The following is a 12,092-nucleotide window of genomic DNA, read 5'->3' on the forward strand; positions in this document are numbered from 1 at the left end:
ACTTATTGCGATACGATTTCAATGATATTATTTTCCGGAATTAGTATTACGCTTTCGTAATAGCCGTCTCCCTTTGTACGAGATTCTCCGGCAATGATATATCCATCTTTTCTCAATATCTCCGTAAGTTCATTTACTTTCTCTTTACGGTCTACTGAAAATGCAAGAGGGATGATTCCATAGTGCTGAGACTCGTAAGAGGTTTCGGTTTCTTTGATGTTTGGCCTGGTCATATTTCAAGACGGCAGCCTTTATCAAAGCTTAGAAAGTAAGACTGAAAGTTTTTTACAGGATTGTGGTATTTTTCATTGGAAACGGCTCCGAAATACTTCTGATAAAACACTCTGGATTTTTCAAGATCTTTAAACCAAATGGCAATATGTTCAATTTTTATTTTTAATATTTTATTTATTTGAAATTAATTTTTTGTTTAGCCATTTCCTTACAGGAATATCGTAGAATTTCATAAAACAGTAGGCTAGAATTATCGCAGCAAATACCGTTATCAATCCTAAAATCCATGATTGAGGTTCTTCCAATGTATGTTTTCCATTGACAATCCAGGACATATAAACATATACCAATGGGAAATGGGTAATATATATCGGATATGAAATATCTCCTAAAAACTTGCAGAAACGGTTCGCTTTTTCATTGGTAATTTTCCCTTCTGCTCCAAGCAAAATAACAATCGGGAACATGATTATTAAGGAGAAACATTCATAAAAAGCATTCTGCCAATGTGCGGTAGTTCCTCCTAAGCGCGGAAATGCAAATACAACGATCAATAAAATACTGGTTGTAAAAAAAGCATTTTTTGTAAATTTTAATGAAGCTGTCCTTGCTAAAAATATTCCCATCAGAAAAGGAAAAGCCAGTCTTGTAAATCCTATTTTCAACTGTGTAGTATCGTCAATAGACCAACCTCCGATCATATCACCGTTTGGATTGGTAAATGCATAATAAATGGTAAACCCACCTGAAATCAACACCAGAATGCCTAATACCATCTTGGAAACTTTTCTTAAAACCAAAGCATACACGATATTAGCGATATATTCAAAAAATAGCGACCAAGACGGTCCGTTTAAAGGATGCATCTCATTCCAGCCTCTGATATCAAGACCTTTTCCAACCGGAATAACCGTCATTCCAATGAACATGACCAGTAATAATTTCCAACCCGGAGTGGTGGCAATGCCGCCCCAGCCCAATCCTTCCGAGTGCTGGAAATAGAATAAAACCGCTCCTACCAAAGAGCCTATGATGATCATCGGCTGTAATCTCACAAGACGACGGATAAAAAAATCTTTCAACGTCATCTTATTCCAGCGATTATCGTAAGCATAGCTAATCACATATCCGGAAAGCATAAAGAAAAAATCTACCGCCAGATACCCGTGATTAATAATCTGCTTTGTGTGATCTCCATTTGAAAACGTTTCAAAAACATGGAAAAACACAACCATGATGGCAGCCACTCCACGAAGCCCGTCAAGAATTTCATAATGGGGCTTTGATTGAGAAATAGATAACGTTTGATTCATATTTTAATTAAGATTTGATGCAAAAATAGAAGGTCTGGCTTCAAAAAGTTTGTTCTATATTTTCTAATCATTGTCTTATATTTACATTATTACGATTTTTATTCTTTAAATGAAGCAAAATTTAAAATATTATCCAAAAGCAAGGACCCGTACTTTTCATTTCGATCATGTTCATATCAAATGGAATCAGCAAGTTCCGTTACATCAGCAGGAAACATGGGAATTGTCTTATATCATAACCGGAAGCGGGGTAAGAACTATTGGTGATATTGTGGAAAACTTTTCAAAAGATGAGGTAATTCTTATTCCTCCCAATATTCCGCATTGCTGGTCTTTTGACGAGGTTGTTCATGATAATGAGGGTAAAATTGAGAATATTACGATTGTTTTTGAAAACGATTTTTTAGAAAGCTGTAAAAACATTTTCCCGGAACTGCTGAACAGTATTTCTGAGCTTCAAAGCAATGAAAATGCTGTTTCTTTTAAAAATGAACGGTTGGAAAATCTTCAGACCATAATGACTTCCATGATTCATCAAAATAGTATTGAAAGGCTTTCTTCATTTATACAATTATTGGAGTTAATTTCTTATTGTAAAGAAATGCAGATTGTTGGAAGACCTGTTTCTGAAAACAAAAAAGAAAAGAAATTACAGGAAATCTATCTTTTCATTTTAAATAATTTTCAACGGAATATTACACTGAAAGAAATATCAAAGTCCGTAGGAATGCAAAAATCTTCTTTCTGTGTGTTCTTCAAAAAAATGACCGGAAAATCTTTTGTCACTTATCTGACGGAGTTTAGAATTGAGTCTTCCTGCCAAATGTTATTGAAGACAAAATTGTCTGTGGCTGAAATCTGTATTGCTTCGGGGTTTAGTGATATTCCTTATTATAACAGAGTTTTTAAGAAAATTAAAAACATTCCTCCTACACAGTTCAGGAAGGCTGCAGAGCACACCAGCTCCATTGAAGTGCAATAGAAAAAATGATGACCTACCCGGATTGTCTGGTCACTATCCACATATTTGTTATCTTTGTGCCATTCAAAAAAACATTATGAGTATTCACATCAGTGCAAAAAAAGGAGAAATTGCTAAAGTAGTATTGCAGCCGGGGGATCCGCTTCGTGCACAGTATATTGCTGAGAATTATTTAGAAAATGCTAAACTGGTAAGCAAAACCAGAGGTATTCTTTATTATACAGGTCTTTATAAAGGGAAAGAAATCACGGTAGGAGCCAGTGGAATGGGCTTTCCAAGCATCGGAATCTATTCTTTTGAGCTGTTTACAGAGTATGAAGTAGATACGATCATCAGAATCGGGACTTGTGGTGCTTACAATACTGATCTTAAACTTTTTGATATTTTAAATATTGAAAACGCAGCCAGCGAAAGTACCTACGCCAAATATGCTTGGGGAATTGAAGAGGAAATTCTTCCTCATCAAGGGAATGTCTTTACTACCATCAATGAAACGGCTAAAGATTTATCATTAAACGCTAAGGCAATCAACATCCACAGCAGTGATATTTTCTACAGAAAAGATCCTGCTACTCCTGAAATTGCTACAAAATACAACTGTCCTGCAGTAGAAATGGAAGCATTCGGTTTATTTGCGAATGCTCAGCATTTAGGAAAAAATGCGGCTACTATTCTTACGGTAACGGATATCATCCCTACACACGAAAAAATCTCTGCTGACGAAAGAGAAAAAGCTTTGAATCCAATGATGGAACTGGCTTTGGAGTCGGCAATAAAGAGTTTGTAAGAGCAAGAGACAATTTTGTTTATAAAAAAAGAGCTTTACTTTATCAGTAGAGCTCTTTTTTATAGTCTGAAAAAATTTCTGGCTGTTTCTGTGGTCTCGTCTGCGACTTCGGAAATGCTGATCTTTTTCAGATGGGCAATTGTTTGTGCTACATACGGTAAAAAGGAAGGTTCATTCCGCCTGTTCTGCATCCTTGACATATTCTTCGGAAGCATAAAAGGGGCGTCTGTTTCAATCATCATTCGGTCAAGAGGGACATATTGTATAACGTCTTCGAGATGCTTAAACCTTTTCTCATCACTGATTGCTCCGGTAAATCCCAAATACAATCCTTTATCCAGATATATCTTTGCTTCATCCAATGTTCCGGTAAAGCAGTGTACAACAGCTTCGGGTAATTGGAAAAGGTATTCATCTGTAATGTCATTAAACCTTTTAAATGCAGATCTTTCATGAAGAAAAAGCGGTTTATTGACTTCTATAGCCAGTTCCAGCTGGGCTTTATAACATTTTTCCTGTATGGGTCTTGGAGAAAAATCCCGGTCGAAATCCAGCCCGCATTCGCCTACTGAAATCACATGATCCTGTTTCAACAATTTCCTGAGTTCACCAATACTTTCCCCGTTAAAAGATTTAGCATCATGAGGGTGAATTCCCGCTGTTGAAAATAAAATTTCCGGATATTCTTCTGCAATCTCAGCCGATTCTTTACTTCCCCTTACACTGGTTCCTGTAAGAATCATATGTTCTACACCCTGGTCCAAAGCGCGGTTGATAATTTCGTCGTGTTCATTATAGAACTGTTTATTGGTCAGATTAATGCCAATATCAATGTATGTATTCATTTTTTATTATAATTTAATTATTGTTTTTAGTTAAAAAAAAATAGAAACAGGCCGGGTTTGAACCAGCGACTTTCCTTTGAGTGGAATGTTTTTCCAGTTAAACTACTGTTTCCAATTCATATTATGATTTTATTATTTCTTCAATCATTGTTTTTAATTGTGGTATTGCTGATGTACTGCTTTCCCGGATTGAGTAAAGCGTTTTGCTTCCTTTCAGAATATAATCAAAATATGTATCACTCTCAGGATTGATGAGCACAATCCATTTGGCCCGTATTTTTACTGTTTCCACAATATTGACAGGCAATGCTGTAGATCCTGAAGTTCCGATGACAAACAAAATATCCGTATGATCAGCAATGTCATAAGCCGTATCAAAATAGTAATATTTTTCGTTATAGCTTTCATCAAACCATAGAGTATGTGGTCGTAGCCAGCTTCCGCATTTCTTACATTTCAAACCGTCAATATCTTCTGGTGTAAGGTCTTCGGTATATTCTTTCCGTTTTACATTTTCAGGGAAATCAATAGGGGCACTGCATTCTTTTGAGCACCGTACTTTCTGTTTATTTCCATGGATCTCATAGACATTTTGTGTTCCGGCTCTTTGATGGAGACCATCTACATTCTGGGTAATAAGCTTAAATCTGTCTCCCAAAAGATGTTCTATTTCCGTCAGCGCTAAATGTCCCTTATTGGGTTGTGCTTCTGCAATAAGTTTTTTCCAGAAAAGGTTATACTGCCAGACTTCTTCCGTTTCCTGTCTGAAATACTTTAACGTTCCAAACTCTTCCGGACGGTGATATTTTGTTCCTTTAATCCAGATTCCATCGATGGACCGATATGTTGGAAGTCCACTTTCAGCAGAAATTCCGGCTCCGGTAAGGAATGTGATATATCCTTTTTTCTCTTTGATTATTGTATGTAAAATTGATTGTAATTCTATCATGATTTTTAGTTTAAAAAAATAGAAACAGGCCGGGTTTGAACCAGCGACTTTCCTTTGAGTGGAATGTTTTTCCAGTTAAACTACTGTTTCTTGTTTTATGTTTCTGCTCTCAGAAGATTAAAATATTCTGAAGCTGTAAGAGGTCGTATTTCTCCTGTAGGAGTTACTTTTTCTTTCAACTCACAGATTAGCAAATCTCCCTGTCTTTTCAGACATTCTATATGCGGAATTATATTGGTATGAACCCTGAAGGTAGATGCTATGGCAGTCAAAGCATCATCTTTATATTCCTGCTCTATCCACAGCCAATGTTCCTTTTTTGTGGAAGGGCACCAGCATTTCACCGCATAAGAATGTTGCATTCTATCTCCCCATACAAAAATTCCGAGCTTATTGTTTTCAACTTCGTGAACTTCATAACGGTTGACTTTCTTGGTTAAGTTTTCGTTTCCGTTTTCATCATATTCCACGTAAGAAACTTCTATTTTCCTTTCATTGATCTTTTTAGCTTCCAATTTTTCCATCAGATTTCCCACTCCATAGTAACTGAAACAGAAAAGTTTGAAATTTCTATCTGTGGTATTAAAGAATTCTTCATATTTCATCGGCTTCACTTCATCCCAAAGACTTTCAATTTTATCTAAGATCTGCGTAAAAAACGGAGTATCGAAATGTTTCCACTGTCTTTTATACTCACGGGTCTCAAAATTCTGAAAACTGCTGTGTCTTAATTTTAGGATCGCAACCAGTTTTCTCAAAGGATAGCTCTTTTCCTGAAGAACATAAGGGAAAAACATCCGGGAAACAATGAAATGATCTTTCGTAAGATAGATGTTATTATTTATTTTAAAATAAATATTCTTTGCCAGCTGTTCAAAACCGGGATTTGTACCGTACAAATAATTATTAATACATTTCAGAACCGGAAACTGAACCCCCTGCAACCTTGAATCTCCCCATTGTCCGAGATACTCCAATGATTTAAAATTCACATTCTGGCTCTCCTGATACATAAGCTGAACTTTTCCGTTAATTTTTTGAAGATGTTCAAAACTATCGGTTTCATGGACAATCAAATCACCCACCTCAGCAATGTTAGGAGCAACCGCATTATAAGCATTGAAAATACCTTTCACATATTGAAGAGCATTCAGGTGGCACTTTTCAGAACCATTATATTGGAAATTTCCATTGATATCAGTCAAAACCGGAAATACGGCTCCGCTCCCGCCATTAAGCATAATATTTCCAGATTTCTCAAGTGCCGGGAAAGTGACATAAGAACCATTTTCCAGATGAATACTTCCGCTGGTTTCCTGAAGTTCTGGAAATAAAATACTTGTATTTTCAAATTTCAAGTTACCGATCAGCTTCTTCAACGCCGGAAAATAATGGGTAAATTTGTGCCCAATCTGGTATTCACATCTGAATTGAAGAGAACCATGAACAAATTCCAGATTCGGGAATGATATATTTTCACCTACCACACTTATTTTACCGCGGATTTCCCGGTGAGGAATTACAATATTATTTCCAAGGATCTTAATATTAAAAATACCGTCTTTCAGAAGCACATCTGCCTGAAACTGGTAATTGATAGGAATAGCATCTCTCGTTTTCAGTAATTTACCGTTCTTAGCATTGACTGTAGCATTTTTCACAGAAATATAGCCCCCGATTATTTCCAGGTTTTTAAAAACAGCATCAACGATGCATTTGAAATGGCCACTTACTTTTTTAAGCTGATCCAGCTGGGTATAACAATGCATTGTAAAATGACCTTCCACCGTTTCAAGTTGTGGAATTTCACAATTATCTGCATCAATAGAAAGATTTCCGTTGATATGTTTCAGTTCCGGAAAACGGCAGCCTTCACCACGCAAAAGCAAGTTTCCTTTTATTTTGGTACCGTGAAACGTCATGTTTTTGGCATACACTTCTATCTGGGTATGGTCGTCAAAAACAGCCTCCGTCCAGTCTTCTTCGGAGAATATTTTATATCGTTTTGTAGTATCAGTCGTATGCATTTTCTATTATTTGTGTTATCGGGTTATATTCCTGTTGGATATACTTTACAAAGCAACCGCTTTCTATACGGAGCATTTTATGTTCATTATGAGTGATAAAAGCATCTTTTGCAATCAGAAATGTTTCTGTAGTTCCGTTTTTAGAATAGATGTAATAGTCCTCCGCTTTCAACATATGCTGATTGCTTGTTTTTTCAAGACAATATTCTTTATAATCCTTTGTATATTCTGCCAGATTTTCAATTCTGTTCAGGTAGTTTCTGTTTGTTTTTCTTTCTCTTACTGTTGAAAAGTATTTTGGGATATCCTGTTCTTTCGTCACCATTACATTTTCAAAAGATTCCTGTTTCCATTCTGTCGGAATCATTTCCGGTTCTTTCACCAATTCTGTTTTAGAAATTCTTGGTCTCGGCGTTCTTTCCTTCCACTGCATGGGTACGGGAACTTTTACTTCATCAATGATGTTTAAAAAAATCAATAAATCTTTAAGCATGGTATTATAATTTTAAATGAAAGCCAAAGAGACCGGGATCGAACCGGCAACCTATCCTCCGTGGATATGCTTTTCCAGATTAAGCTACTGCTCTGACTTTCTGATTAGGGAGATAAGCACGATTCGAACGTGCATCGATTCCGGGCAGGAAATCGTTTTTCCGTTAAACTATTATCTCCATTATTTACTTTGGGAGTACAGCAGGATTTGAACCTGCAGCTCGTCCGTGTTGAGGACGTATTCTTCTCCTTTTGAATGATGTACTCCTGTGAAACGGACGGGAATTGAACCCGCAGCCTCTGACTTGGAAGGTCAACGCTCTTCCTGTTGAGCTACCGTTTCAATGGTTGGGAGATAAGCAGGATTCGAAGCTGCAACTCATTTTAGCAAAATGTATTTTTCCATTTATTACTATTATCTCCATCTGGATATTACCAGGTGTGAACTTTATAATTTTTCAATAAAACTCCACTGAAGTAATTTCCTTTTATTCCTTCTATCACAGGATGCAGAATTCTGGCTGCCCCATCCACTGAATCCAGTGGCGGAATGTAGCCCATCTCAAACTGTTTTTTTCTCAAACTTTCTTTAGCTCCTGTAGAAATCCATCCCACATCTACCGCACTCATATAGATCTGGTCATTTTCAAATTCTTTTGCAGAAGTGAGTGTCATCATATTCAGAGCTGCCTTTGTCATATTGGTATGCGGATGAAAAACCGTTTTATTTTCATAACTGAAAATTCCTTCTGATGAGGTTACATTGATGATAAATTTTTCTTTAAACGCTGAGTTTTTCATCAATGGCTTCAGTTCTTTAATCAGAAAATAAGGCGCTATATGATTGATGAGGTTTACCTCTACCAGTTCATACATGGAAACCTCTTCCAAAGTAGAATTCCAGCTTGTTTTTTCTCTGTTATCCACAGGTTGTCCAAAACGGGTAAGTGCCACCTGAGTTTCTTCATTGTCTGCATATTCCAATTTCGCTGTTTCGTTGGAAATTTCTGTCTGGTTCGGGATCAGGGTCGCTATATTTTTAAATTCAACTCGTTTTTCCTTTTCACGTTTTATTATCGGCAGATAGTATTCATCAGGATATTTTATTGTCTGAGCTGCATTATTGATCAGAATATCCAGCGTATCAAAATTGAATCTATAAAAGTTGATAAAATCCTGAATCGCCTTCAGATTTCTCAGATCCAAACCATATATCCAGAGTCTGTCTTTCCAGTTTTCATAATCTGCCTCCTGCTGCATCAATTCCATCGCCAGTGCCGGAAAACGGGTTGTCAAAACCAAATTAGCCCCGTTTCTCAACACCTTCAATGCTGTGGCAAAACCTACCTTCACCCTTCCTCCTGTCAGGATTACATTTCTTCCTGTAAGATCTGCCGTTTCAAAACGTTTTTCATAGTTTTCTGCGGCACAGACCGGGCATAATCTGGAATAGAAAGAGTGTGCATACTGATAACTCTGGTTACAGCAGTAGCAGTTTTTGGGAATCTGAAGTTTTGTGAGTTGTACTTCTTCTTTTTCATTATCATAATAAACAGAAACTCCCGCCAATGCTTTCTGCATCAATACAGCATTGGAATGTACAGCCAGGTCATGAGACTTCATATCTGAATAATTCTCATGACGGCTTTGTCTTTTGGCGCTTTTATGAATTTTCGTAATCAGTCCTGAAAATGTTTTGTTATCAGGATTCAGGAACGGATCTTCCTTCAAGGCATCAAGAACCTTGAGACATATTTCCCATTCTTCGTTTGAAAACTTTTGGTCTGATGTATTCATAGCTTCTGTTTTATGTCTGCAAAACTAAAAGCATAGTACGCAATCTTTTTACGTAGTAAAAAAAGAATGAAAAAGGGTGAATTTGTGAAGAATACATCAGGCTGGTCTGCATGATTTATGAGAAAATATAAATTCCCGCAGATGGCACAGATGTTTATGCTTTATTTATTCGTTGATAAATTTTTCCAGAAAGCCGATCAGTTTTGTTCCTCCGTGGCTCCAACGGATGCCGTGACCTTCTTTTTCCCGGACTTCAAAAACCAGCTCGTGTTTGTAATGAAAGAAAACATTCCACCAGGTTTTATTGTCAATGATATCTTTGATTTTTGCCATTACTTTCTCTTGCTTCTGCTGATTATTTCCTTTGATTTCTCCCCAAAAATCATCATCCATTCTTCCAATATGCTTTTCCCAGGCTCTTTGTGCAATGGTAATTTCGCTATTGAAAGGTTTCTGGCAGGCATCCATCAGCATGGTTTTCAAAGGAGGAATGGCATTTTCATCACGAATACTTGCAGAGGTTAGTCTTTGACCTAAAATATTCAGCCAATGTTCAAACGGAATTGTTTCCAAAAGTTTTGTTTTCACCTCATCTGAATCATTGTTCTCAAGGATCGTCATAAATTTTTCAAAGCTCTCCTGCCTGTCAAGTTGTATTTCTTCGTTAAAATAAGGCAAATTCAATTCTAAGGAATGGTTTTTAAACCTCTCTATATTTTTTTCCAGATTTATCAGATGTTCTTCTGTTAAAATAGCTTTGTACTGGTCTTTCCAGGTTTGAGAAAACAGGGGAATATAGGGTTCAAACAGGTTCATATTTTACATCATTTTAATCAGATTAACAGAAAGGTCTTCTTCTCTGATCAAATAGCCGATGAGATTAAACCATTCTTTACAGTGATCCAGAATCCAGGCATCTGAAGAAACGATGAGTTCCGAACTTTCTGCCAGAAATTTATCAGGATTGTACTGCAGGTCTGCTTCCCAGTTGAGCTGATGTTGTTCGGCAAATTCAAGAATAATCTGCTTAATTCTTCCACTGTTAGACACCGGTTTATCAAAGATCCATACAAGTTTCTCAATTTGGTTTTTCTGATGAAAAGAAGCGACCAATTCCATAGCTCTTAAGGTTTGATTCACTCTTTTATACGTTCCATGAACTCCGGAAAGATCACGGATACAACCGTCCAATCCTTCAAAAACATAAGCTTTGGAAAGCAGGCTTTCCAGCAGGATTAAAACATTAAAACCATCAAGATAAACTGTCTTTTCCTTTAAATCAGAAACTTTCAAATGTTTCAATTGTCTGTTTTGAATCTGAATATCAGATGCAGAAGCTCCCCGTAAAGCCTGTATCTGGCGGGTTTTTAGTCTGTATCTGTTTCCTACAAGTTCTGAAGCCGCTTTTTCCGGGTATTCTCTGGTCAGCAAATACTGCATATCTTCAACAGCCAGCTTCAGTTTGCTGATCTGCTTCTCTGAACCAAACAGGGTATCATCGCCAGTGTTTTTTCCACGGTTTCTGTTATTCATACTCAAAAATAGAATTTTTGTGGAATTTTCATGGCAAGAAAAAAGTTTTTATCATGGAATGTTTAGAAACCACCCCGGCAAATCTTCGATTTGCCACAAAGGAGGGGAATTGAGCACATTCGACAGTAATATTTGTTAATACGATTGATATTCTTATAGGAAATATCAATTCTTTCATTCTAATTTGGGATCTGTTATGTTTTCTACAACAAAAGAGATATTCTATACAACGTTTTGATATTTATTCGGAATAAGTTTGCAAAGACTTAAAAAATACCCTTATGAATACACTGAAAAAATTATGTTATCTGTCTGCAGCTGTGCTGTTATCAGCATCTTTTGTTTCATGTTCAAGTGATGACAATGAAATCATTATTGAACAGCAGACTCCCTCACAGGTACTGTCTTCTACTCCATGGGAAACTACCGGAGCTAAGGATAAAAGTGGAAATAATGTTGCCCTTACTGATGCCAGCGTAGCCGGATATGTAGGATTTGCTTATTTTAAGGCAGACGGAAAGTTTGCCATTTACAACCTTACTGATGTATTGAGATCTATGGGAACCTGGTCTGTGGATGCACAGGGAAAAACCAGAACGATTGCGGCTTTGAACCCAGATGGGACCACCATTTTCACCCGTGATGTTGAAATTCTTGTTTTAAACAGAAATGAATTCACCTACAGAATACGTCCTAACTCCAGCGATCCGTCTATTTACTATGACATCATCCACACCAGAACGTCTCACGCAGAGCCGACAAATGGACAGCTTACATTAGCTTCTACTCCATGGGAAACCACTGGGGCTAAGGATAAAAGCGGAAATAATGTACCTTTAGCTGATGTCAGTGTAGCCGGATATGTAGGCTATTCTTACTTTAAAGCGAACGGAACTTTTAAAATTTTCGGGTTAAACGATATTTTGAGATCTGAAGGGACATGGTCTATTTCTCCTGACGGGAAAAAGAGAACGCTTACCACTCCTACTTTTACCCGTGTTGTAGATATTCTTACCCTGAACGAAACTACATTCACTTACAGAATTACTCCTGATGCTGCCAATCCGGCTGTATTTTACGATATCATTCATACAAAGGTCAACCACAAGGAACCTTTGTAGTGATTATTTTTT

At 37.0% G+C, this 12,092-nt stretch carries 13 protein-coding genes and 5 tRNA genes; 3 read left to right on the plus strand and 15 right to left on the minus strand.

What is annotated here, in order from left to right:
* Nucleotides 1-2: 2 nt before the first annotated feature.
* The 3 genes from AC07UM_RS20920 to AC07UM_RS20930 form a co-directional block, all read right to left on the minus strand.
* Nucleotides 3-233, minus strand: a complete 231-nt coding sequence (locus tag AC07UM_RS20920; protein WP_494684483.1) for a VOC family protein — start codon at nt 231-233, stop codon at nt 3-5.
* Nucleotides 230-343: a hypothetical protein gene (locus AC07UM_RS20925; RefSeq protein WP_494684484.1), complete on the minus strand. Its 114-nt coding sequence runs from the start codon at nt 341-343 to the stop codon at nt 230-232. The genes AC07UM_RS20920 and AC07UM_RS20925 overlap by 4 nt, the downstream gene beginning before the upstream one ends.
* 61 nt (nt 344-404) lie before the next feature.
* Nucleotides 405-1,547, minus strand: a complete 1,143-nt coding sequence (locus tag AC07UM_RS20930; protein ID WP_494684485.1) for an acyltransferase family protein — start codon at nt 1,545-1,547, stop codon at nt 405-407.
* Between the two features lie 109 nt (nt 1,548-1,656).
* Between AC07UM_RS20930 and AC07UM_RS20935 the strand changes: the two genes are divergently transcribed.
* Together AC07UM_RS20935 and deoD are read left to right on the plus strand one after the other, a co-directional pair.
* The gene (locus AC07UM_RS20935) at nt 1,657-2,529 is read left to right on the plus strand and encodes an AraC family transcriptional regulator (RefSeq protein ID WP_494684486.1); all 873 of its coding nucleotides are present in this window, start codon (nt 1,657-1,659) and stop codon (nt 2,527-2,529) included.
* Nucleotides 2,530-2,605: 76 nt separating this feature from the next.
* Complete coding sequence (gene deoD, locus AC07UM_RS20940) at nt 2,606-3,316, plus strand: purine-nucleoside phosphorylase (RefSeq protein WP_494684487.1); 711 nt, start codon at nt 2,606-2,608, stop codon at nt 3,314-3,316.
* Nucleotides 3,317-3,375: 59 nt separating this feature from the next.
* Here deoD and AC07UM_RS20945 read toward each other — a convergent pair whose 3' ends face one another.
* The 12 genes from AC07UM_RS20945 to AC07UM_RS21000 form a co-directional block, all read right to left on the minus strand.
* On the minus strand, nt 3,376-4,161 hold the full coding sequence (locus AC07UM_RS20945) for a TatD family hydrolase (protein ID WP_494684488.1): 786 nt from the start codon (nt 4,159-4,161) through the stop codon (nt 3,376-3,378).
* A gap of 42 nt (nt 4,162-4,203) precedes the next feature.
* A tRNA-OTHER gene (locus AC07UM_RS20950) sits at nt 4,204-4,273 on the minus strand.
* A gap of 9 nt (nt 4,274-4,282) precedes the next feature.
* Nucleotides 4,283-5,110, minus strand: coding sequence for an SIR2 family NAD-dependent protein deacylase (locus tag AC07UM_RS20955; RefSeq protein ID WP_494684489.1), 828 nt, complete (start codon nt 5,108-5,110; stop codon nt 4,283-4,285).
* Nucleotides 5,111-5,130: 20 nt separating this feature from the next.
* Nucleotides 5,131-5,200 (minus strand) — tRNA-OTHER (locus AC07UM_RS20960).
* A 5-nt stretch (nt 5,201-5,205) separates the two neighbouring features.
* Nucleotides 5,206-7,137 (minus strand): hypothetical protein, encoded by a 1,932-nt coding sequence (locus tag AC07UM_RS20965; protein ID WP_494684490.1) that lies wholly within the window; start codon nt 7,135-7,137, stop codon nt 5,206-5,208.
* Nucleotides 7,124-7,630, minus strand: a complete 507-nt coding sequence (locus tag AC07UM_RS20970) for a hypothetical protein (protein ID WP_494684491.1) — start codon at nt 7,628-7,630, stop codon at nt 7,124-7,126. Before AC07UM_RS20970 ends, AC07UM_RS20965 begins: the two co-directional genes overlap by 14 nt.
* Before the next feature lie 23 nt (nt 7,631-7,653).
* Nucleotides 7,654-7,725 (minus strand) — tRNA-Pro (locus tag AC07UM_RS20975).
* Between the two features lie 97 nt (nt 7,726-7,822).
* Nucleotides 7,823-7,896, minus strand: a tRNA-Val gene (locus AC07UM_RS20980).
* Nucleotides 7,897-7,899: 3 nt separating this feature from the next.
* Nucleotides 7,900-7,972, minus strand: a tRNA-Gly gene (locus AC07UM_RS20985).
* An 89-nt stretch (nt 7,973-8,061) separates the two neighbouring features.
* Nucleotides 8,062-9,426, minus strand: coding sequence for an SDR family oxidoreductase (locus tag AC07UM_RS20990; RefSeq protein ID WP_494684492.1), 1,365 nt, complete (start codon nt 9,424-9,426; stop codon nt 8,062-8,064).
* A gap of 165 nt (nt 9,427-9,591) precedes the next feature.
* Complete coding sequence (locus AC07UM_RS20995; RefSeq protein ID WP_494684493.1) at nt 9,592-10,242, minus strand: tRNase toxin domain-containing protein; 651 nt, start codon at nt 10,240-10,242, stop codon at nt 9,592-9,594.
* Nucleotides 10,243-10,245: 3 nt separating this feature from the next.
* Complete coding sequence (locus AC07UM_RS21000; RefSeq protein WP_494684494.1) at nt 10,246-10,959, minus strand: DUF434 domain-containing protein; 714 nt, start codon at nt 10,957-10,959, stop codon at nt 10,246-10,248.
* 281 nt (nt 10,960-11,240) lie between these two features.
* Between AC07UM_RS21000 and AC07UM_RS21005 the strand changes: the two genes are divergently transcribed.
* Entirely contained in the window at nt 11,241-12,080 is an 840-nt protein-coding gene (locus tag AC07UM_RS21005; protein WP_494684495.1) for a DUF4822 domain-containing protein, read from the plus strand.
* Nucleotides 12,081-12,092 lie beyond the last annotated feature (12 nt).

The sequence above is a fragment of the Chryseobacterium sp. GW821-FHT04C04 genome, assembly GCF_059420365.1.